Below are 22,468 nucleotides of genomic sequence, written 5' to 3' on the forward strand. Positions count from 1 at the left end.
TGTCACTCGCCTGTGGATAACTGGCCGCGATATGTCGGGGCTTACAACCTTTTGAGTGGACGGCCGATCGACCGGGAACCTCAGGCCGGTGTGATCTCCCGCAGCCGGCCCGTCTTCACGTCGAAGACAAATCCGCGGATGTCGTCGGTGTGCAGCAGGAACGGAGAGGTGCGCACCTTCTGTATCGACTGCCGTACGTCCTGGTCGACGTCGCGGAATCCCTCGACCGCCCAGCTGGGCCGCTGACCGACCTCCAGCTCCAGCTCGTGCCGGAATTCCTCGGTGAGGGATTCCAGGCCGCAGCCCGTGTGGTGGATGAGGACCACGCTGCGGGTGCCGAGGGCGCGCTGGCTGATGGTGAGCGAGCGGATCACGTCGTCGGTCACCACACCGCCCGCGTTGCGGATCGTGTGGCAGTCGCCGAGCTGGAGACCGAGCGCCTTGTGCAGGTCGAGGCGGGCGTCCATGCACGCGACGACGGCGACCTGGAGCACGGGGCGCGCGTCCATGCCGGGGTCGGTGAACGCCGCGGCGTACTGGCCGTTCGCTTCGACGAGGCGGTCGGTGACGGTGCCGTCGGCCGGTATGGCGCCTTCGGAGGGGAGGTGCGCGGAAGTCGTCATGGGGACGACGGTAATGGTCACAGTGCGGCAGGGCCCGCTGTGAGAGGGGACAAAGAACGCCATCGAGGCTTGTTGTGAGCTAACCCACAGGGGGCGCAGTCCTCGCCCGAACAGGTGAATTCGGCGGATGCGCGGCTTCCGCGTGACGCGGCCCGCGACGCGCAGGCCGGTTGATTGACCGGGGGTCACGGTGGACTAAAGTGACGCCGAACCCCATTAACGAAGCAACACGGAGATCCCGGCGCTGCCGGACGCTCCCCGCGTGCGCGGCGCGTACGTACGGCTCGGCCTCCTCCCGCTCCGGTCGGCCGGCGTCACTTCCCCGGCGCCGACGGACCACCATCCCCTTCACGAGCGGGCGGGGACCCGGCAGTGCGTCCGCGCCGCCCCGCCGGACCTGAGAGGGCCTCTTGAGTCAGCGACACGTCCCGGTCATGCTCCAGCGCTGCTTGGACATGTTGGCTCCCGCGCTCGCGCAGCCGGGCGCGGTCGTCGTCGACTGCACGCTCGGCCTCGGTGGCCACAGCGAGGCGCTGCTCTCCACGTTCCCCGCGTGCCGTCTCGTCGCGCTCGACCGCGACAAGGAAGCGCTGCGTCTGTCGGGCGAGCGGCTGGCTCCCTTCGGTGACCGAGCCACGCTCGTGCACGCCGTCTACGACGAACTGCCCGACGTCCTGGACCGGTTGGGCATCCCGCGCGTGCAGGGCGTCCTGTTCGACCTCGGCGTCTCCTCGATGCAGCTCGACGAGGCCGACCGCGGCTTCGCGTACGCGCAGGACGCGCCGCTCGACATGCGCATGGACCAGACGACCGGGATGAGCGCCGCCGAGGTCCTCAACACGTACCCCGCGGGCGAACTGGTGCGGATCCTGCGCCAGTACGGCGAGGAGAAGCAGGCCAAGCGGATCGTCTCGGCCGTCGTGCGCGAGCGCGACAGGGAGCCGTTCAGCAACAGCGCCCGGCTCGTCGAGCTGATCCGTGACGCGCTGCCGCAGGCCGCGAAGCGCACCGGGGGCAACCCGGCCAAGCGCACCTTCCAGGCCCTGCGCATCGAGGTCAACGGCGAGTTGAGCGTCCTGGAGCGGGCGATCCCGGCCGCGGTGAAGGCGCTCGCCGTCGGCGGCCGCGTCGCGGTCCTCTCCTACCACTCGCTGGAGGACCGCCTGGTCAAGCAGGTCTTCGCGGCCGGCGCCGCGACCACGGCGCCGCCCGGCCTGCCGGTCGTCCCCGAGCAGTACCAGCCCCGCCTGAAGCTGCTCACGCGCGGCGCCGAACTCCCCACCGAGGAAGAGGTCGCCGAGAACCGCCGGGCCGCCCCGGCACGGCTGCGGGGTGCGCAGCGGATCCGCGAGGACGTGAACGGATGACGGTCGAGTGAGGCACGCGCGCGTGGAGGGGTGGTCATGAGCGCCAAGGGCGGCTCGAAAGGAACCAAGAACTCCAAGGGGGCCAAGCGTTCCCAGGGCTCCAAGGGGGGCCTGCGCGGCCGGGCGGGGCGCTTGACGCGCTTCCTGCCCGTCACGCCCTCCGGCGGCGCGCAGGCCGCCCGCACCCCGTTCGTGCTCCTCGTCGTGCTGCTGCTCGGCGGCGGGCTCATCACGCTGCTGATGCTGAACTCCTCGCTCAACGAAGGATCGTTCAAGCTCAGCAAGCTCAGGAAGCAGACCACCGAGCTCACCGACGACGAGCAGGAGCTCCAGCGCGAGGTCGACTCCTACTCCGCGCCCGACGCCCTGCAGCGCCGCGCCCGCGAGCTCGGCATGGTCCCCGGCGGCGACCCGGCGTTCCTCAACCCCGACGGCACGATCCGCGGCATGCCGAGCCCGGCCTCGCTGCCCTCGCCGCTGCGACAGCCGGCCAGGCCGCCCGAGGCCGTCCGCACCACCCCCGGCCCGAGCACCGCACCCTCCGCGCGGCCAGGACCGAGCGCCTCGGCGAAGCCCGGCACGCCCGCCGCCCCCGCCCCTTCGAGCTCCGGCAGGTGACGCCATGACCGACAGGCAGCCCCCGCGCCGCCGCGTGCCGGGCCCCGCGCGCTCCGCCAGGCCCTCGCGGCCGGCCCCGCAGCGGCGCCAGGCCCCGGGTGCGCGCCCCGCCGCACGGCGCCCGCGCCCCGCGCCCGCGAAGGCGTCCGCCCCACTGCGCCTGGGCAGTCCACGGCCCCGCCTGCGCATGGTGAGCCTGGGCCTCACGCTCGTCCTCATGGTCTTCGTCGTGCGGCTCCTCCAGGTGCAGGGCGTCGACGCGAGCGCGTACGCGGCCAAGGCCCAGCTGAATCGCTACGTCAGCCACACCATCGCCGCCGAGCGCGGACAGATCACCGACCGCGGCGGCGTCGCGCTGGCGACGAGCGTGGACGCGTACGACATCACGGCCGACCCGACGATGTTCACCGAGAAGATCACCAAGGTGCCCGACGCCCCCGATCAGGCGGCCGCGCTCCTCTCGCCGATCATCGGGGTCGACGCCACGACGCTGACCAAGAAGCTCAGGACGAAGAACACCCGGTACGTACGTCTCGCCGCGCGCCAGACGCCGCAGGTCTGGAAGCAGATCAAGGACCTCAGGTCCACGCTGAACGACAAGGCCAACGCCGAGGGCCGGGAGGCGAGCGTGCTCTCCGGCGTCCTCGCCGACCCCAGCAGCAAGCGCGTGTACCCGAACGGGGACCTCGCCGCCGGGATACTGGGCTGGGTCAACGCCGACGGCGCGGGCGGCGGCGGAATCGAGCAGCAGCTCAACAAGGAGCTCTCCGGCAAGGACGGCAAGATCCGGTACGCGCAGTCCGGCGGCCGGCAGGTCCCCACGGCCGGCTCCACCGAGCAGCCCGCGGTGCCCGGCGCGAACGTCGAGCTGACCATCGACCGCGACATCCAGTGGGCCGCGCAGAACGCGATCACCGAGCAGGTCAGGAAGTCGGCGGCCGACAGCGGCTCGGTGATAGTGATGGACAACCGGACCGGCGAGGTCCTGGCCATGGCCAACGCGCCCGGTTTCGACCCGAACGACCTGTCCGACGCCAACCCGTCGGCCCTGGGCAACGCGGCCGTCCAGTACGCCTTCGAGCCCGGCTCCACCGCCAAGGTCATGTCGATGGCGGCGGTCCTGGAGGAGAACGCGGCCACGCCGACGACCCATGTCACCGTGCCCAACCGGCTGCACCGCGGCGACCGCCTCTTCCAGGACGACGTCGACCACCCGACCTGGCACCTCACGCTCAACGGCGTGCTCGCCAAGTCCAGCAACATCGGCACCATCCTGGCGACCGGTCAGCTCGGCAAGACGCAGCCGGAGGCGAACCAGGTCCTCTACTCGTATCTGCGCAAGTTCGGCCTCGGACAGCAGAGCGGGCTCGACTTCCCGGGCGAGACGGCGGGCATTCTCGCGCCCGCGGACAAGTGGTCGACCTCGCAGCAGTACACGATCCCGTTCGGGCAGGGCCTCTCCCTCACCGCCCTGCAGGCGGCCTCCGTGTACGCGACCATCGCCAACGACGGCGTACGGATCGAGCCCACGCTGGTGCGCGGCTCCACCGGCGCCGACGGCAAGTTCGTCGCCGCGGCCAAGCCCAAGCAGACCCGCGTCGTCAGTACGAAGACCGCGAAGACCGTCGCGCAGATGCTGGAGTCCGTCGTCGACGACGAGGAGGGGACCGGTACCAAGGCCCGGATCCCGGGCTACCGCGTCGCCGGCAAGACCGGCACGGCCAACCGTGTCGACCCGGCCACCGGCCGCTACAAGGGGTACACGTCGTCGTTCGCCGGGTTCGCGCCCGCCGACAAGCCGCGCGTGACCGTCTACTGCGCCATCCAGAACGCCACCAAGGGCAGCTACTTCGGCGGCCAGATCTGCGGCCCCATCTACAAGAAGGTGATGGAGTTCGCCCTGAAGAGCCTTCAAGTGCCGCCCACGGGCGCCAAGTCCGCGAAGCTGCCCGTCACTTTCAAGCCATGACGGACGGGACGAGCCGTGACCATGATCACCACACACAGTGAAGACATCCTGAAGAGTCCGTGACAACCATCACCCCCGATCCAGGGAACCAGCCCGCGCCACGCCCCTCGCTTCGCCCGCCGGGGGCTGCGCCCGGTACGCTCACCGCCGTGCCACACGCTGATCAGTCCCAAACCACCCAGAAGGGCGCACCCGTGACATACCCCGGGCCGCCGCGACCGGCCGACGTCTCCGCCACACCCCTCGCGGAACTCGCCGGTCAGCTGGGGGTCCCCGCGCCCCAGGCCACGGTCGAGGTCACCGGCATCACCCACGACTCCCGTGCGGTGCGCCCCGGCGACCTGTACGCGGCCCTGCCCGGCGCCCGTGCCCACGGCGCCGACTTCGCCGCGCAGGCCGCCTCGCTGGGCGCCGTCGCCGCGCTGACCGACCCGGCGGGCGCCGACCGCGTCACCGCCGCCGGGCTCGCCGCACTGGTCGTCGAGAACCCGCGCGGCCGCATGGGCGAGCTGGCGGCCACCATCTACGGCCGCCCCGGCAAGGATCTGCTGCAGATCGGCATCACCGGCACGTCCGGGAAGACCACCACGGCGTACCTCGTCGAAGGTGGCTTGAAAAAGGTCCGCAGCACCGGGCTCATCGGCACGGTCGAGATGCGCATCGGCGACGAGCGCATCAAGTCCGAGCGCACCACCCCCGAAGCCACCGACCTCCAGGCGCTGTTCGCGGTGATGCGCGAGCGCGGCGTCGACGCCGTCGCCATGGAGGTCTCCAGCCACGCCCTCGTGCTCGGCCGGGTCGACGGCTGCGTCTTCGACGTCGCCGTCTTCAACAACCTCAGCCCGGAGCACATGGAGTTCCACTCCGACATGGAGGACTACTTCCGGGCGAAGGCACAGCTGTTCACGAAGGCACGCAGCAAACAGGGCGTCGTGAACTTCGACGACGAGTACGGGCGTCGACTGGTCGACGAGTCCGAAGTGCCCGTCGTGACCTTCTCCGCCGAGGGCCACCCGGACGCCGACTGGCGCGCCGAAGACGTCGAAGTCGGTCCGCTCGGCTCCACGTTGACCGTCGTCGGCCCCCAGGGCGAGCGGATCACCGCCAAGGCGCCGCTGCCCGGACCGTTCAACGTCGCGAACACCCTCGCTGCGATCGTCACCCTCGCCGTCGCCGGGATCGACCCGCAGACCGCGGCCGACGGCGTCGCCGCCGTACCCGGCGTCCCCGGGCGCCTGGAGCGCGTGGACGCGGGCCAGCCCTACCTCGCCGTCGTCGACTACGCACACAAGACCGACGCCGTCGAATCGGTCCTGCGCGCGCTGCGCAAGGTCACCGAGAACAAGCTGCACATCGTGCTCGGCTGCGGCGGCGACCGGGACAGGACCAAGCGGATGCCCATGGGCGCCGCGGCCGCCCGGTTCGCCGACACGGCCATCCTCACCTCCGACAACCCCCGCTCCGAGGACCCCCTCGCGATCCTCGCGACGATGCTCGCCGGCGCCGCCGACGTGCCCGCGCACGAGCGCGGCGAGGTCCAGGTCTTCGAGGACCGGGCCGCCGCCATCGCCGCCGCGGTCGCGCGCGCCGAGCCCGGCGACACGGTGCTCGTCGCGGGCAAGGGCCACGAGCAGGGCCAGGACATCGCCGGGGTGGTGCGTCCCTTCGACGACCGCCTGGTGCTTCGCGAAGCCATCGAGCAAACCCAGGGATGAAGTTGTGATCGCCCTCTCCCTCGCCGAGATCGCCACAGTCGTCGGCGGGCAGACGTACGACATACCGGATCCGCAGGTCCGGGTCACCGGGCCGGTCGTCATCGACTCGCGCAAGGTCGAGACCGGAAGCCTGTTCGCCGCCTTCGTCGGCGAGCGGGTGGACGGCCACGACTACGCGGCCGACGTGGTCGCCAAGGGCGCCGTCGCGGTCCTCGCCTCGCGCCCCGTCGGCGTGCCCGCCGTCGTCGTCGTCGACGTCCAGGCGGCGCTCGGCGCGCTCGCCCGGCACGTCGTCGCGCGGCTCGGCGCCACGCTCGTCGCGCTGACCGGCTCGGCCGGCAAGACCAGCACCAAGGACCTGATCGCGCAGGTGCTGCAGCGCAAGGCCCCCACGGTCTTCACACCCGGCTCGCTCAACAACGAGATCGGCCTGCCGCTCACCGCCCTCTCCGCCGGCGACGAGACGCGTTTCCTCGTCCTGGAGATGGGCGCCCGCGGCATCGGCCACATCGCGTACCTGACGGACCTGACGCCCCCGAAGGTCGGCGTCGTCCTGAACGTCGGCACCGCGCACATCGGCGAGTTCGGCGGCCGCGAGCAGATCGCGCAGGCCAAGGGCGAACTCGTCGAGGCGCTGCCCGCCGACGGCACCGCGATCCTCAACGCCGACGACCCGCTGGTGAAGGCCATGGCCTCCCGTACGAAGGCGAAGGTGCTCTTCTTCGGAGAGTCCGCCGAAGCCGACGTACGTGCCGAGAATGTCCGTCTCACGGAGAACGGGCGGCCCGCCTTCAGTCTTCGCACACCCTCCGGGTGCAGCGAAGTGACCTTGCGCCTGTACGGTGAGCACCACGTGTCGAACGCGCTCGCCGCGGCCGCCGTCGCCCATGACCTTGGCATGGCCGTGGAGGAGATCGCCCTCGCGCTCTCCGAGGCGGGCACCCTGTCCCGCTGGCGGATGGAGGTCACCGAGCGCCCGGACGGCGTCACGATCGTCAACGACGCCTACAACGCGAACCCCGAGTCCATGCGAGCGGCATTGCGCGCGCTCGTGGCCATGGGCAAGGGGCGTCGTACGTGGGCGGTGCTCGGGCAGATGGCCGAGCTCGGTGACGAGGCGCTGGCCGAGCACGACGCGGTCGGACGGCTCGCCGTCCGGCTCAACGTCAGCAAGCTCGTGGCAGTCGGGGGCAGGGAAGCGTCCTGGTTGCAACTGGGCGCCTATAACGAGGGTTCGTGGGGTGAGGAGTCGGTGCACGTGTCCGACGCACAGGCGGCGGTCGACCTGTTGCGCAGCGAGCTGCGCGAGGGAGACGTCGTGCTCGTGAAGGCGTCCAGGTCGGTGGGCCTGGAGAGCGTTGCGCAGGCTCTCCTTGACGACGTGCAGGGCGGGGCTGATGCCCGATGATGAAGCAGATCCTCTTCTCGGGTGTCATCGGTCTCTTCCTGACCCTGGTCGGCACTCCGCTGCTGATCAAGCTCCTGGCCCGCAAGGGCTACGGCCAGTACATCCGTGACGACGGCCCGCGCGAGCACCACAGCAAGCGCGGTACGCCGACCATGGGTGGTATCGCCTTCATCCTGGCGACGCTCATCGCGTACTTCCTCAGCAAGCTGATCACCGGCGCGGCCCCGACCCTGTCGGGCCTGCTGGTGCTCGGCTTGATGGCGGGCATGGGCCTGGTCGGCTTCCTCGACGACTACATCAAGATCGTCAAGCGCCGTTCGCTGGGTCTGCGGGCCAAGGCGAAGATGGCCGGACAGCTGATCGTCGGTATCGCCTTCGCGCTGCTCGCCATCAACTTCGCGGACGTCCGCGGCAACACCCCGGCCTCCACCAAGCTCTCCTTCGTCGAGGACTTCGGCTGGACGATCGGCCCGGTGCTCTTCGTGGTCTGGGCGCTGTTCATGATCCTCGCGATGTCGAACGGCGTGAACCTGACCGACGGCCTCGACGGCCTCGCCACCGGCGCCTCCGTGATGGTCTTCGGCGCCTACACCTTCATCGGTGTCTGGCAGTTCCAGGAGTCCTGCGCCAACGCGCAGACCCTCACCAACCCGGGTGCCTGTTTCGAGGTCAGAGACCCACTCGACCTGGCCGTCGTGGCATCGGCCCTGATGGGCTCCTGCTTCGGCTTCCTGTGGTGGAACACCTCACCGGCCAAGATCTTCATGGGTGACACGGGCTCGCTCGCCCTCGGTGGCGCGCTCGCCGGTCTCGCGATCTGCTCCCGTACGGAGCTTCTCCTCGCCCTGCTCGGCGGTCTGTTCGTGATGATCACGATGTCCGTGGTCATCCAGGTCGGCTCCTTCAAGATGACCGGCAAGCGCGTCTTCCGGATGGCACCACTGCAGCACCACTTCGAACTCAAGGGGTGGTCCGAAGTCCTTGTCGTGGTCCGGTTCTGGATCATCCAGGGCATGTGCGTGATCGTCGGACTCGGCCTCTTCTACGCAGGATGGGCAGCCAAGAAGTGACCTCCTGGAGCGGGCAGAACATCACCGTCGCCGGTCTCGGCGTGAGCGGCCTCAGCGCCGCCCGCGCCCTGGCCGGCCTCGGCGCGTCGGTGACCGTGGTGGACGGCGGCGACAGCCCCGCCCACCACGAAAAGGCGGACCTCCTCAAGAAGGAGGGCATCTCCGTCCGCCTCGGGGACGCCGAAACGCTTCCCGAGGGCACCGACCTGGTCGTCACCTCGCCCGGCTGGAAGCCTTCCTCGCCGCTGTTCGAGGCCGCACGCGCGCGTGGCGTGGACGTCGTCGGCGACGTGGAGATCGCCTGGCGCCTGCGCGGCCCGGACGCCGCGCCCTGGCTCGCGATCACCGGCACCAACGGCAAGACCACCACGACGCAGATGCTCGCCTCGATCCTGGAGGCGGCCGGCCTGCGCACGGCGGCCGTCGGCAACATCGGCACGCCGATCATCGACGTCGTCCTCGAAGGGGACGACGCGTACGACGTGTTCGCCGTCGAGCTGTCCTCGTACCAGCTGCACTGGGCGCCCTCGCTGCGCGCCCACTCCGGCGCCGTCCTGAACCTCGCGCCCGACCACCTCGACTGGCACGGCTCCATGGAGGCGTACGCCGCCGACAAGGGCCGCATCTACGAGGGCAACCAGGTCGCCTGCGTCTACAACGTCGCCGACAAGGCCACCGAGAACCTGGTCCGCGAGGCCGACGTCGAGGAGGGCTGCCGTGCCATCGGCTTCACGCTCGGCACCCCCGGTCCCTCCGAACTCGGCGTCGTGGACGGCATCCTGGTCGACCGCGCCTTCGTCGAGAACCGGCAGAAGTCCGCACAGGAACTCGCCGAGATCTCCGACGTCCGCCCGCCGGCCCCGCACAACATCGCCAACGCCCTCGCCGCGGCCGCCCTGGCCCGCGCCTTCGGCGTCGAGCCGACCGCCGTACGCGACGGGCTGCGCAACTTCACGCCGGACGCGCACCGCATCGCGCACGTCGCCGACGTCGACGAGGTCGCGTACATCGACGACTCCAAGGCGACCAACACCCATGCCGCGCAGGCGTCGTTGGCCTCGTACGAGTCCATCGTGTGGATCGCGGGCGGCCTCGCGAAGGGTGCCACCTTCGACGAGCTGGTCGCGGGCGCCGCGCAGCGGCTGCGCGGGGTCGTGCTGATCGGCCGGGACCGTGGCCTGATCCGTGAAGCCCTGCAGCGACACGCGCCGGAAGTACCCGTCGTCGACCTCGACCGGACCGACACTGGGGCGATGTCGGCGGCGGTCCAGGAGGCGGCACGGCTCGCCCGCCCGGGGGACACCGTGCTGATGGCCCCGGCCTGTGCGTCGATGGACATGTTCACCAACTACAACAAGCGTGGCGAGGCGTTCGCGGAAGCGGTCCGCGAACTCGGCGCCACCAGCGTCTGACGGGACCCGCGGGTGCCCGGTGACGCCGGGCACCCTTCGGGAGGGGAACGTGGCAGCGCACAGCGACGGCGGGGCGGGGGTCCGTGATGGCCGGTAGCACCACCAAGCGCCCCGCCGCACCGCCCAGGAAGACCAGCAAGGTCTACCGGGCCCGCGCCAACCCCGCACGCCGCCTGTACGCCCAGGCCAGGCGGGCCTGGGACCGTCCGCTCACCGCGTACTACCTGATCCTCGGCTCCGCGCTGCTCATCACCGGGCTCGGCCTGGTGATGGTGTACTCGGCATCGATGATCACGGCCCTGCAGATGGGGCTGACCGGCTCGTACTTCTTCCGCAAGCAGTTCATCGCGGCGGTCATCGGCGGCATCCTGCTCCTGGTCGCCATGCGCATGCCGGTGAAGCTGCACCGCGCGCTCGCCTATCCGATCCTCGCCGTCAGCGTCTTCATGATGGTCCTCGTGCAGGTGCCGGGGATAGGAGTGTCGATCAACGGCAACCAGAACTGGATCTCGCTCGGCGGCCCGTTCATGCTGCAGCCCAGCGAGTTCGGGAAGCTGGCGCTGGTCCTGTGGGGCGCCGATCTGCTGGCGCGTAAACACGACAAGCGTCTGCTGACCCAGTGGAAACACATGCTGGTGCCGCTGGTCCCGGTCGCGTTTCTGCTGCTCGGTCTGATCATGCTCGGTGGTGACATGGGCACCGCGATCCTGCTGACGGCCATCCTTTTCGGCCTTCTGTGGCTCGCGGGAGCACCCACCCGGCTCTTCGTCGGGGTGCTCTCCGTCGCGGGCGCCATCGGCGTCATGCTCATCAAGACCAGCCCGAACCGCATGGCACGCCTGGCCTGTCTGGGCCGCGCGGACGCAGGCCCCGACGACATGTGCTGGCAGGGACTGCACGGGATCTACGCTCTGGCCTCCGGCGGATTCTTCGGTTCCGGTCTCGGGGCGAGTGTGGAAAAATGGGGTCAACTTCCCGAAGCGCACACCGACTTCATCTTCGCCATCACCGGTGAGGAACTGGGCCTGGCGGGGACGCTGTCGGTGCTCGCCCTGTTCGCGGCTCTAGGCTATGCGGGTATCCGCGTGGCCGGACGCACGGAGGACCCCTTCGTTCGATACGCCGCGGGTGGCGTGACGACCTGGATCACGGCGCAGGCCGTGGTCAACATCGGTGCGGTGCTCGGCCTGCTGCCGATCGCCGGCGTCCCGCTCCCGCTGTTCTCGTACGGAGGCTCCGCGCTGCTGCCGACCATGTTCGCCGTGGGACTTCTGATCGCGTTCGCGCGGGACGAACCCGCGGCGCGGGCGGCACTCGCCATGCGGCGGACCACGGGGGAGCGCGGGATGAGATGGAACACGATGCGACGGCGCGTCTCGGCGCGTTCGTCCGGAGAGCGGTGAATTTCGGTGCATGTCGTACTCGCCGGTGGGGGGACCGCCGGCCACATCGAGCCGGCGCTCGCCCTCGCGGACGCCCTGCGCAGGCAGGACCCGACCGTGGGCATCACGGCCCTCGGCACGGAGAAGGGGCTCGAGACGCGGCTCGTACCCGAGCGCGGCTATGAACTGGCACTGATCCCCGCCGTGCCACTGCCGCGCAAGCCCACCCCCGAACTGATCACGGTCCCGGGGCGGCTGCGCGGCACGATCAAGGCCGCGGAGCAGATCCTGGAGCGCACGAAGGCGGACGCGGTCGTCGGTTTCGGCGGTTACGTGGCGCTGCCCGGCTATCTGGCCGCCAAGCGGCTCGGCGTGCCGATCATCGTGCACGAGGCCAACGCCCGGCCGGGCCTGGCCAACAAGATCGGCTCGCGGTACGCGGCCCAGGTCGCCGTCTCCAGCCCGGACAGCAAGCTGCGGGGTGCCCGCTACATCGGCATCCCGCTGCGCCGCACCATCGCCATGCTGGACCGCGCCCAGGTGCGCCCGGAGGCCCGCGCCGCGTTCGGCCTCGACCCGAACCTGCCGACGCTGCTGGTCTCCGGCGGCTCCCAGGGCGCGCGCCGCCTGAACGAGGTCGTGCAGCGCGTCGCGCCGCTGCTCCAGCAGTCCGGCATCCAGATCCTGCACGTGGTCGGTCCGAAGAACGAACTGCCGCAGGTCCAGCAGATGCCGGGAATGCCCCCGTACATCCCGGTACCGTACGTGGACCGGATGGACCTCGCGTACGCCGCGGCCGACATGATGCTCTGCCGCGCGGGCGCGATGACCGTCGCCGAACTCTCCGCCGTCGGGCTGCCGGCCGCGTACGTCCCGCTGCCGATCGGCAACGGCGAACAGCGGCTGAACGCCCAGCCGGTGGTCAAGGCCGGCGGCGGTGTGCTGGTCGACGACGCGGAGCTGACCCCCGAGTGGGTCCAGGGCAACGTCCTGCCCGTGCTCGCCGACCCGCACCGGCTGTACGAGATGTCCCGCGCCGCCTCCGAGTTCGGCCGCAGGGACGCCGACGACCTGCTCGTCGGGATGGTGTACGAGGCGATCAACGCTCGCCGTTAGCGCGCATACGGACGTAAAGGCAGGCAAGCTGTGGCGGGACCGGCTCTGACGGATCGAGAAGACACCGAGGCGTCCGAGTCCGGCCCGCCGTCGCGCCGCTTCCGGGTGCCGCGCGTCCGCACCCTCGTCGTGACCGGGGTGCTGCTCGTTCTGATCGGGGCGGGCGGTACCTGGCTGCTCTACGGCTCCCAGTGGCTGCGCGTGGAGCGCGTCACGACCTCCGGGACCGAGGTGCTGACGCCCGCGGAGGTCCGGGACGCCGCCGCCGTACCGGTCGGTGCGCCGCTGATTTCCGTCGACACGGGTGCCATTGAAGACCGGCTGCGCCAGAAATTGCCCCGAATTGACTCGGTTGATGTGGTGCGTTCCTGGCCGCACGGAATCAGGTTGAAAGTGACGGAACGCAAGCCGGTTCTGATGGCCGAGGACGAGCGAAATTCGGGCAAGTTCGTCGAAGTCGACCGCGAAGGCGTGCGTTTCGCGACGATCGAGAAGGCCCTGAAGGGCGTTCCCCGCCTGGAATTGACACCCGATCAGGAGGGTGCGGCGGCCAGCCTGCGGCGCTTCGGCCCCGAGCGGCTGACCAGGGAGGCCGTCCGGATCGCCGGGCGGCTCCCGAAGGCGATCGCGGGCGACACCCGTACCGTCAAGGTCCGTTCGTACGACGACATCTCGCTGGTGCTCGCCGACGGACGGACCGTCGCCTGGGGAAGTGGCGAGCAGAGCGGGCAGAAAGCGCGCGCTCTCGCCGCACTCATGAAAGCCGCCCCGAAGGCACGGCACTTCGACGTGAGCGTTCCCACCGCCCCTGCGTCAGCCGGGAGTTGACGCGCATCAGTGCAGGCCAGCACCCTGGTTGGGCAGCGCTACGGCTGATCACATAGGGTGAAAAGAAAAACGGGAGGTTCGGCGTGTTCGTTGAACGGGCGCCACTTGTCGACTTAGTGTCAGGTTCGGAAGAGTCCAGGGAACAGACACACTGGTAACCCTAAACTTCAGCGTTAGGGTTCGGGTCGGCAGTCGACTAGTAGTCAACTAGTAGTCCGGACCGCCCCAATTCGGCATCAGTCGTCACATCGCAGGACGCGAGTGACGACACGTAACTCGAGGCGAGAGGCCTTCGACGTGGCAGCACCGCAGAACTACCTCGCAGTCATCAAAGTCATCGGTGTCGGCGGCGGTGGTGTCAATGCCATCAACCGGATGATCGAGGTCGGTCTCAAGGGCGTCGAGTTCATCGCCATCAACACCGACGCGCAAGCCCTGTTGATGAGCGACGCGGACGTCAAGCTCGACGTCGGCCGTGAACTCACCCGCGGACTCGGCGCCGGAGCCAATCCGGCCGTCGGACGCAAGGCGGCCGAGGACCACCGCGAGGAGATCGAGGAGGTCCTCAAGGGGGCCGACATGGTCTTCGTCACCGCCGGTGAAGGTGGCGGCACCGGCACCGGCGGCGCACCCGTCGTGGCCAACATCGCGCGCTCGCTCGGCGCCCTCACGATCGGTGTGGTCACGCGGCCGTTCACCTTCGAGGGACGACGCCGGGCGAACCAGGCGGAGGACGGCATCGCCGAGCTCCGCGAAGAGGTCGACACCCTCATCGTCATCCCGAACGACCGGCTCCTGTCCATCTCGGACCGCCAGGTCTCCGTCCTCGACGCCTTCAAGTCGGCGGACCAGGTCCTGCTCTCCGGTGTCCAGGGCATCACCGACCTCATCACCACCCCGGGGCTGATCAACCTCGACTTCGCCGACGTCAAGTCCGTGATGTCCGAGGCGGGTTCGGCGCTGATGGGGATCGGCTCGGCCCGCGGCGACGACCGCGCGGTGGCCGCCGCCGAGATGGCGATCTCCTCGCCGCTCCTGGAGGCGTCCATCGACGGCGCCCGCGGGGTGCTGCTCTCCATCTCCGGTGGCTCGGACCTCGGTCTCTTCGAGATCAACGAGGCCGCGCAGCTGGTCAGCGAGGCGGCCCACCCCGAGGCCAACATCATCTTCGGCGCCGTCATCGACGACGCACTCGGTGACGAGGTCAGGGTCACGGTGATCGCCGCCGGCTTCGACGGGGGACAGCCCCCGGCCAAGCGGGAGAACGTGATCAGCTCGTCGTCCGTCAAGCGCGAGGACCCGGCCGCGGCCGCCCGCGCCGCGTCGGCCGCCGCCGAACAGACCTCGCGCCCGACCTTCGGCAGCCTCGGCAGCGTCACGCCGCGCGAGGAGCCCAAGCCGGAGCCGGTCGAGGCGCCCGCCCCGGTCAACGAGGCCCCGGCGGCGCCGGTCGCCCCGCCCCACGTGCCCCGGCCGTCCTACCCGGACAGCCAGGCCGAGGAGCTGGACGTCCCGGACTTCCTGAAGTGACGTTCCGGAGCCCGATGGGAACGTCAGCGACGTGATAGGACAGCGCGACGCTGTTGCCTCGGCAGCCCCGGAAAGCGGCGCGCACTTCGCCTTCACCGACCGGTGGGGCGGGGTGAGCGCCGCTCCGTACGAGGAGCTCAATCTCGGCGGCGCCGTGGGAGACGACCGCGAAGCCGTGCTCCGCAACAGGGAGCTGGCCGCCGGGGCCCTCGGTCTCGAACCGGCCCGGGTCGTCTGGATGAACCAGGTGCACGGCCCCGACGTCGCGGTGGTGGACGGGCCCTGGGCCACGGACGCCGACATCCCGAGTGTCGACGCCCTGGTCACCGCCCGGCGGGGACTCGCCCTCGCCGTGCTCACCGCGGACTGCACGCCCGTACTGCTCGCCGACCCGGTCGCCGGAGTCGTTGCCGCCGCACACGCGGGGCGGCCCGGCATGGTCGCGGGAGTGGTGCCCGCCGCGGTCGGGGCGATGGTGGAGCTCGGCGCGCAGCCGGGCCGGATCGTCGCCCGCACCGGACCCGCGGTCTGCGGACGCTGCTACGAAGTACCCGAGGACATGCGGGCCGAGGTCGCAGCGGTCGAGCCCGCGGCGTACGCCGAGACCCGTTGGGGCACTCCGGCCGTCGATGTGACCGCCGGTGTGCACGCGCAACTGGAACGGCTCGGGGTGCACGACCGGCAGCAGTCGCCGGTGTGCACGCTGGAGTCGCACGACCACTTCTCGTACCGCCGCGAGCGCACCACCGGTCGCCTCGCGAGCTATGTCTGGCTGGACTGAAACGACATGACGGACCTTCAGGACCTTCGAGTGCGCAGGGACGAACTCGCCGCGAACCTGGCCAAGGTGGAGGAACGTATCACCGCGGCCTGTGCGGCGGCCGGGCGCAAGCGGGCGGACGTGACCCTCATCGTGGTCACCAAGACCTATCCCGCGAGCGATGTGCGGATCCTGTCCGACCTCGGTGTGCGCCATGTCGCCGAGAACCGCGACCAGGACGCCGCCCCCAAGGCTGCACAGTCCACGGATCTGCCTCTCACCTGGCACTTCGTCGGTCAGCTGCAGACCAACAAGGTGCGGTCCGTGGTGAGTTATGCCGATCTGGTGCAGTCCGTGGACCGGGCGAAGCTCGTCACGGCGCTGTCCAAGGAAGCGGTACGGGCCGAGCGCGAGCTCGGCTGCCTGATCCAGGTCGCTCTCGACGCCGAGGAGAACGGGCGCGGTGAGCGCGGCGGCGTGGGAGTGGGCGGAGTGGAGGAGTTGGCCGCGCGCGTGGCCGAAGCGCCGGGGCTGCGACTCGACGGACTGATGACCGTCGCGCCGCTCACCGGGGCCTACGCGGGGCGGCAACAGGCGGCGTTCGAGCGGCTCATGGATTTGTCGACTCACCTGCGCGTGGCTCATCCGGCTGCGAACATGGTCTCGGCAGGGATGAGTTCGGACCTCGAACAGGCTGTGGCGGCCGGGGCGACACATGTACGCGTCGGTACGGCGGTCCTCGGAGTCCGGCCGAGGCTCGGGTAACGTCGCCAAGAAGTCGGACCACAGCAGAAAATATGGTCATTCTCGCTGATGGGCGGGGAGATCACGTGGATCGCGGGCACCTTTGGTTGACGTCAGCCGATCCACCACAGAGCGGAGGACTCAGAGCATGGCCGGCGCGATGCGCAAGATGGCGGTCTACCTCGGCCTCGTGGAGGACGATGGGTACGACGGCCGGGGGTTCGACCCCGACGACGACTTCGAACCCGAGCTCGACCCGGAGCCCGAGCGTGACCACCGACGGCACGAACAGTCGCATGTGTCACACAACTCGCGTGCGGTGGTCGAAGAGGACGAACCGGTACGAGTAGTACAGCCGCCCGCCCAGCGCGAGCCGGTTCGCCCCGCGGCTTCGCTCCCCGCTGAATCCGGACGTCCGGCGCGAATCGCCCCCGTGGCATCCATCACACCTGAACGTCAGAGCCTGGAGAAGAACGCACCGGTGATCATGCCCAAGGTCGTGTCCGAGCGGGAGCCCTACCGCATCACCACGTTGCACCCCCGGACCTACAACGAGGCCCGTACCATCGGGGAACACTTCCGCGAGGGCACTCCGGTGATCATGAATCTGACGGAGATGGACGACACCGACGCGAAGCGACTTGTCGACTTTGCCGCTGGTCTCGTCTTCGGTCTTCACGGGAGCATCGAGCGGGTGACTCAGAAGGTGTTCCTGTTGTCGCCTGCTAACGTCGATGTCACGGCGGAGGACAAGGCCCGCATCGCAGAGGGCGGGTTCTTCAACCAGAGCTGAGACGCAGCACTAGTTCAACGACTAGCTATGTACTAGTCATGAGGCACGAGTCACAGGGGAGAGGGAACCACCGACATGGGCGTGGTTTTGGATGTGGTCTACATCGCGCTGATGTGTTTCCTCATCGTGCTGATCTTCCGGCTGGTCATGGACTACGTCTTCCAGTTCGCCCGCTCGTGGCAACCCGGCAAGGCGATGGTGGTCGTTCTGGAGGCCACCTACACTGTCACTGATCCACCGCTCAAGCTTCTGCGGCGGTTCATTCCGCCGTTGCGTCTCGGGGGCGTGGCGCTCGACCTGTCCTTCTTCGTACTGATGATCATCGTCTACATCCTGATCTCCGTCGTGAGCCGGCTGTGAGCGCGATGTCAACTACGGTCTTGCCGAATGCCGACGACAACGTTGAGGTGAAGAGATGCCGCTGACCCCCGAGGACGTGCGGAACAAGCAGTTCACGACCGTCCGCCTCCGAGAAGGCTATGACGAGGACGAGGTCGATGCCTTCCTCGATGAGGTCGAAGCCGAACTGACCCGTCTCCTTCGTGAGAACGAGGACCTGCGCGCCAAGCTGGCCGCTGCTACGCGCGCTGCCGCGCAGAACCAGCAGCAGGGTGGCATGCGCAAGGGCCCCGGCGGCCCCGAGGGCCCCGGTGGCCCGCAGGATCAGCAGGGTCCCCCGCAGGGTATGCGCGGCCCGGGCGCCCCGGTGCCCGCCGGCATATCGGGCCCGCCGCAGCAGCAGATGGGCGGTCCCATGGGTGGCCCGCCGCAGCTGCCGAGCGGTGCCCCGCAGCTTCCGGCCGGTCCGGGCGGCCCGATGGGTCAGGGTCCGCAGGGCGGCCCGCAGGGTCCCGGCCCCATGGGCCAGGGTCCGATGGGTCAGGGTCCGATGGGTCAGCAGCCCCAGCTCGGTGGTCCGATGGGCGGCCCCATGGGCGGCCACGGTGGTCCGCCGCAGATGCAGCAGCCCGGTCAGGGCCCCGGTGGCGACAGCGCCGCCCGTGTCCTCTCGCTGGCCCAGCAGACCGCCGACCAGGCGATCGCCGAGGCCCGCTCCGAGGCCAACAAGATCGTCGGCGAGGCCCGCAGCCGCGCCGAGGGTCTCGAGCGTGACGCCCGTGCCAAGGCCGACGCCCTGGAGCGGGACGCGCAGGAGAAGCACCGCGTCGCGATGGGCTCCCTGGAGTCCGCCCGCGCCACGCTGGAGCGCAAGGTCGAGGACCTGCGCGGCTTCGAGCGCGAGTACCGCACGCGCCTGAAGTCGTACCTGGAGTCCCAGCTGCGTCAGCTGGAGTCCCAGTCCGACGACTCGCTCGCTCCGCCGCGCACTCCGGCCACCGCCTCGCTGCCGCCGTCCCCGGCGCCGTCGATGGCCCCGGCCGGTGCGGGTGCCCCGTCCTACGGCGGCAACCAGACCATGGGTGGCAACCAGCCGTCGGCCCCGTCCTACGGTGGCCAGCAGCAGATGTCGCCCGCGATGACGCAGCCGATGGCTCCGGTGCGGCCGCAGGGTCCGCAGCCGATGGGGCAGGCTCCGTCGCCGATGCGCGGTTTCCTCATCGACGAGGACGACAACTGAGCCCGGTTGTAGCGCCCTAGAGGCGTCGGCGTTCATTCAGGCCCTGGCCCGGATCGTTTCTGCGATCCGGGCCAGGGTCTTTTGCGGGCGATACTCACTGGTGGCCGCGTGTGGGCGGCAGATAGCGTGCGGGCAGTGCCGGGGTGCGTAGCGCAGTGGTCGTCGCGCCTTCACCGCATGTGGGAGGACGCCGGTTCGAATCCGGCCCGCCCCGGTGCGTCAGCTGTGCGAGCGGATGAAACGCCGAAGGGCCGGCCCCACCAGAACGAACGGGTGGGGGCCGGCCCTGCGCGCTGTGCCTGCGGTCCTACGCCTTGCGGAGGCGGAACTCCAGGCTCAGGCCCTCGTCCGTGAACGGCTCGCCGTAGGCGGCGTCCGCCTCGCCCTGAGTGAAGGCCGTCGCCAGGACCTCGTCGGCGATCAGCTCGGTGTGCTCGGTCAGGGCCGAGATCACCGCCGGGTCCGTCGACGTCCAGCGCAGGGCGATCCGGTCCGCCACGTCCAGGCCGCTGTTCTTGCGGGCCTCCTGGATCAGGCGGATCGCGTCACGCGCCAGGCCCGCCTGCCGCAGCTCCTCGGTGATCTCCAGGTCCAGGGCGACCGTGGCGCCGGAGTCGGAGGCCACCGACCAGCCCTCGCGCGGGGTCTCGGTGATGATGACCTCGTCGGGGGCCAGGTCGACCTTCTCGCCGTCGACCTCCACGGAGGCGGTCCCCTCGCGCAGGGCCAGGGAGAGCGCCGCCGCGTCCGCGTTCGCGACCGCCTTCGCCACGTCCTGGACGCGCTTGCCGAAACGCTTGCCCAGCGCACGGAAGTTGGCCTTCGCCGTCGTGTCGACCAGCGAGCCGCCGACCTCCGAGAGGGTGGCCAGCGACGAGACGTTCAGCTCCTCCGTGATCTGCGCGTGCAGCTCGGGGGAGAGGGTCTCGAAACCGGCCGCGGCGACCAGCGCGCGCGACAGCGGCTGACGCGTCTTGACGCCCGACTCCGCGCGCGTGGCGCGGCCCAGCTCGACCAGGCGGCGCACCAGCGCCATCTGCGTCGACAGCGCCGGGTCGATCGCCGAGGTGTCGGCCTCCGGCCACGACGACATGTGGACCGACTCGGCGGCGCCCGGGGTGACCGGCACGACCAGGTCCTGCCAGACCCGCTCCGTGATGAACGGCGTGATCGGCGCCATCAGCTGCGTCACCGTGACGATCACATCGTGCAGGGTGCGCAGCGCGGCCTTGTCGCCCTGCCAGAAGCGGCGGCGCGAGCGGCGCACGTACCAGTTCGACAGGTCGTCGACGAACGCCGAGAGCAGCTTGCCGGCGCGCTGGGTGTCGTACGCCTCCAGGGCCTGGGTGACCTCGTCGGTGAGCTGGTGCAGCTCCGACAGCAGCCAGCGGTCCAGGACCGTGCGGTCGGCCGGGGCCGGGTCCGCCTCGCTGGGCGCCCACTCGGACGTACGGGCGTACAGGGCCTGGAAGGCCACCGTGTTCCAGTACGTGAGGAGCGTCTTGCGGACGACCTCCTGGATCGTGCCGTGGCCGACGCGGCGGGCCGCCCACGGGGATCCGCCGGCCGCCATGAACCAGCGCACCGCGTCCGCGCCGTGCCGGTCCATCAGCGGGATCGGCTCCAGCGTGTTGCCCAGGTGCTTGGACATCTTGCGGCCGTCCTCGGCGAGGATGTGGCCGAGACAGACCACGTTCTCGTACGACGACTTGTCGAAGACCAGCGTGCCGACCGCCATCAGCGTGTAGAACCAGCCGCGCGTCTGGTCGATGGCCTCGGAGATGAACTGCGCCGGGTAGCGGGACTCGAACAGTTCCTTGTTCTTGTACGGGTAGCCCCACTGCGCGAACGGCATCGAACCCGAGTCGTACCAGGCGTCGATGACCTCGGGCACGCGCGTCGCCGTCGCCGAGCAGCCCTCGTGGGTGCAGGGGAAGGTGACGTCGTCGATGTACGGGCGGTGCGGCTCAAGCTCCGACTGGTCGGTGCCGGTCAGCTCGGAGAGCTCGGCGCGCGAGCCGACGCAGGTGAGGTGGCCCTCTTCGCAGCGCCAGATCGGCAGCGGCGTGCCCCAGTAGCGGTTGCGGGACAGCGCCCAGTCGATGTTGTTGGTCAGCCAGTCGCCGAAGCGGCCGTGCTTGACGGTCTCCGGGAACCAGTTCGTCTTCTCGTTCTCCTGGAGGAGACGGTCCTTGACGGCGGTGGTGCGGATGTACCAGGACGGCTGCGCGTAGTAGAGGAGCGCCGTGTGACAGCGCCAGCAGTGCGGGTAGCTGTGCTCGTACGGGAGGTGCTTGAAGAGCAGACCGCGGTCCTTGAGGTCCTCGGTGAGCTGTTCGTCCGCCTTCTTGAAGAAGACACCGCCCACGAGGTCGAGCTCCGGCGTGAACGTGCCGTCGGGCAGCACCGGGTTGACCACCGGCATGCCGTACGAGCGGCAGACCTTGAGGTCGTCCTCACCGAAGGCCGGGGCCTGGTGGACGAGACCGGTGCCGTCCTCGGTCGTGACGTACTCGGCGTTCACCACGTAGTGGGCTTCCGCCGGGCTGTGCTTGTCGGTTCCCTCGCTGACGCTCGGGAACTCCACCAGCTCGAACGGGCGTTGGTACTTCCAGCGCTCCATCTCGGCGCCGGTGAAGGACTCGCCGGTCGTCTGCCAGCCCTCGCCGAGTGCCTTCTCGACGAGCTGCTCGGCGACGACCACCTTCTCCTCGCCGTTGGTCGCCACGACGTAGCGGACCTCGGGGTGCGCCGCGACCGCCGTGTTGGACACCAGGGTCCAGGGGGTCGTCGTCCAGATCAGGAGCGCGGCCTGGCCCGCCAGCGGACCGGAGGTGAGGGGGAAACGGACATAGACCGACGGGTCGACGACCGTCTCGTAGCCCTGCGCCAGCTCGTGGTCCGACAGGCCGGTGCCGCAGCGCGGGCACCAGGGGGCGACGCGGTGGTCCTGGACCAGCAGGCCCTTGTTGAAGATCTCCTTCAGCGACCACCAGACCGACTCGACGTACTCCGGGTCCATCGTCCGGTACGCGTCGTCGAGGTCGACCCAGTAGCCCATCCGGGTCGTCAGCTCGGAGAAGGCGTCGGTGTGGCGGGTCACGGACTCGCGGCACTTGTCGTTGAAGGCCGCGATGCCGTACGCCTCGATGTCCTTCTTGCCGTTGAAGCCGAGCTCCTTCTCGACCGCCAGCTCCACCGGCAGGCCGTGGCAGTCCCAGCCCGCCTTGCGGCCCACGTGGTAGCCGCGCATGGTGCGGAAGCGCGGGAAGACGTCCTTGAAGACGCGGGCCTCGATGTGGTGGGCACCCGGCATGCCGTTGGCCGTGGGCGGGCCCTCGTAGAACACCCACTCGGGGCGCCCTTCGGACTGCTCAAGGCTCTTCGCGAAGATCTTCTGCTCGCGCCAGAAGTCGAGCACCGCGTGCTCGAGGGCGGGCAGGTCGACCTGGGCGGGCACCTGGCGGTACTGCGTCATCAGTCTTCCTCCGGCGGACGTGCTTCTCTCCGTCGGAGGGACGAGAGCCTCGGCTTTGCCGTACGCCGTGTGCGGC

General features: G+C 70.0%; 18 protein-coding genes and 1 tRNA gene. 17 read left to right on the top strand and 2 right to left on the bottom strand.

All coding sequences use genetic code 11. The features are described from left to right. Positions 1-80: 80 nt before the first annotated feature. On the bottom strand, positions 81-623 hold the full coding sequence (locus J3486_RS19415; RefSeq protein ID WP_207821740.1) for a carbonic anhydrase: 543 nt from the start codon (positions 621-623) through the stop codon (positions 81-83). A gap of 410 nt (positions 624-1,033) precedes the next feature. Here J3486_RS19415 and rsmH point away from each other — a divergent pair, with 410 nt between their 5' ends. The 17 genes from rsmH (at position 1,034) to J3486_RS19500 (ending at position 19,128) form a co-directional block, all read left to right on the top strand. Next, positions 1,034-1,990: a 16S rRNA (cytosine(1402)-N(4))-methyltransferase RsmH gene (gene rsmH / locus J3486_RS19420; RefSeq protein ID WP_267878209.1), complete on the top strand. Its 957-nt coding sequence runs from the start codon at positions 1,034-1,036 to the stop codon at positions 1,988-1,990. 36 nt (positions 1,991-2,026) lie between these two features. Further along, complete coding sequence (locus J3486_RS19425; RefSeq protein WP_207821743.1) at positions 2,027-2,608, top strand: septum formation initiator family protein; 582 nt, start codon at positions 2,027-2,029, stop codon at positions 2,606-2,608. Positions 2,609-2,612: 4 nt separating this feature from the next. Beyond that, the gene (locus J3486_RS19430; protein ID WP_207821745.1) at positions 2,613-4,577 is read left to right on the top strand and encodes a penicillin-binding protein 2; all 1,965 of its coding nucleotides are present in this window, start codon (positions 2,613-2,615) and stop codon (positions 4,575-4,577) included. 59 nt (positions 4,578-4,636) lie between these two features. Beyond that, positions 4,637-6,292, top strand: coding sequence for a UDP-N-acetylmuramoyl-L-alanyl-D-glutamate--2,6-diaminopimelate ligase (locus tag J3486_RS19435; RefSeq protein ID WP_207821747.1), 1,656 nt, complete (start codon positions 4,637-4,639; stop codon positions 6,290-6,292). A gap of 4 nt (positions 6,293-6,296) precedes the next feature. Beyond that, positions 6,297-7,700, top strand: coding sequence for a UDP-N-acetylmuramoyl-tripeptide--D-alanyl-D-alanine ligase (murF, locus tag J3486_RS19440; protein ID WP_207821749.1), 1,404 nt, complete (start codon positions 6,297-6,299; stop codon positions 7,698-7,700). Next, positions 7,697-8,770, top strand: a complete 1,074-nt coding sequence (mraY, locus tag J3486_RS19445; protein ID WP_207821751.1) for a phospho-N-acetylmuramoyl-pentapeptide-transferase — start codon at positions 7,697-7,699, stop codon at positions 8,768-8,770. The genes murF and mraY overlap by 4 nt, the downstream gene beginning before the upstream one ends. Beyond that, the gene (murD, locus tag J3486_RS19450) at positions 8,752-10,182 is read left to right on the top strand and encodes a UDP-N-acetylmuramoyl-L-alanine--D-glutamate ligase (RefSeq protein WP_207821753.1); all 1,431 of its coding nucleotides are present in this window, start codon (positions 8,752-8,754) and stop codon (positions 10,180-10,182) included. Before mraY ends, murD begins: the two co-directional genes overlap by 19 nt. 86 nt (positions 10,183-10,268) lie before the next feature. Then, on the top strand, positions 10,269-11,585 hold the full coding sequence (ftsW, locus tag J3486_RS19455; protein WP_207821754.1) for a putative lipid II flippase FtsW: 1,317 nt from the start codon (positions 10,269-10,271) through the stop codon (positions 11,583-11,585). Positions 11,586-11,591: 6 nt separating this feature from the next. Beyond that, positions 11,592-12,680, top strand: coding sequence for an undecaprenyldiphospho-muramoylpentapeptide beta-N-acetylglucosaminyltransferase (gene murG, locus J3486_RS19460; RefSeq protein WP_207821756.1), 1,089 nt, complete (start codon positions 11,592-11,594; stop codon positions 12,678-12,680). Between the two features lie 30 nt (positions 12,681-12,710). Continuing rightward, positions 12,711-13,508: an FtsQ-type POTRA domain-containing protein gene (locus J3486_RS19465; protein WP_207821758.1), complete on the top strand. Its 798-nt coding sequence runs from the start codon at positions 12,711-12,713 to the stop codon at positions 13,506-13,508. Between the two features lie 297 nt (positions 13,509-13,805). Beyond that, positions 13,806-15,038, top strand: coding sequence for a cell division protein FtsZ (gene ftsZ / locus J3486_RS19470; RefSeq protein ID WP_207821759.1), 1,233 nt, complete (start codon positions 13,806-13,808; stop codon positions 15,036-15,038). A 31-nt stretch (positions 15,039-15,069) separates the two neighbouring features. Beyond that, positions 15,070-15,819 (top strand): peptidoglycan editing factor PgeF, encoded by a 750-nt coding sequence (pgeF, locus tag J3486_RS19475; RefSeq protein ID WP_207821761.1) that lies wholly within the window; start codon positions 15,070-15,072, stop codon positions 15,817-15,819. A 6-nt stretch (positions 15,820-15,825) separates the two neighbouring features. Beyond that, the gene (locus J3486_RS19480) at positions 15,826-16,563 is read left to right on the top strand and encodes a YggS family pyridoxal phosphate-dependent enzyme (RefSeq protein ID WP_207821763.1); all 738 of its coding nucleotides are present in this window, start codon (positions 15,826-15,828) and stop codon (positions 16,561-16,563) included. 127 nt (positions 16,564-16,690) lie between these two features. Continuing rightward, the gene (locus J3486_RS19485) at positions 16,691-17,335 is read left to right on the top strand and encodes a cell division protein SepF (protein WP_207821765.1); all 645 of its coding nucleotides are present in this window, start codon (positions 16,691-16,693) and stop codon (positions 17,333-17,335) included. A 75-nt stretch (positions 17,336-17,410) separates the two neighbouring features. After that, on the top strand, positions 17,411-17,695 hold the full coding sequence (locus J3486_RS19490; RefSeq protein WP_188339419.1) for a YggT family protein: 285 nt from the start codon (positions 17,411-17,413) through the stop codon (positions 17,693-17,695). Positions 17,696-17,750: 55 nt separating this feature from the next. After that, on the top strand, positions 17,751-18,914 hold the full coding sequence (locus tag J3486_RS19495; protein WP_207821767.1) for a DivIVA domain-containing protein: 1,164 nt from the start codon (positions 17,751-17,753) through the stop codon (positions 18,912-18,914). 140 nt (positions 18,915-19,054) lie between these two features. Then, positions 19,055-19,128, top strand: a tRNA-Ala gene (locus tag J3486_RS19500). 93 nt (positions 19,129-19,221) lie between these two features. Here J3486_RS19500 and ileS read toward each other — a convergent pair. Continuing rightward, positions 19,222-22,392, bottom strand: a complete 3,171-nt coding sequence (gene ileS / locus J3486_RS19505; RefSeq protein ID WP_207821769.1) for an isoleucine--tRNA ligase — start codon at positions 22,390-22,392, stop codon at positions 19,222-19,224. Between the last annotated feature and the right edge of the window lie 76 nt (positions 22,393-22,468).

Source organism: Streptomyces sp. VRA16 Mangrove soil, from assembly GCF_017377775.1.
GTDB lineage: Bacteria > Actinomycetota > Actinomycetes > Streptomycetales > Streptomycetaceae > Streptomyces.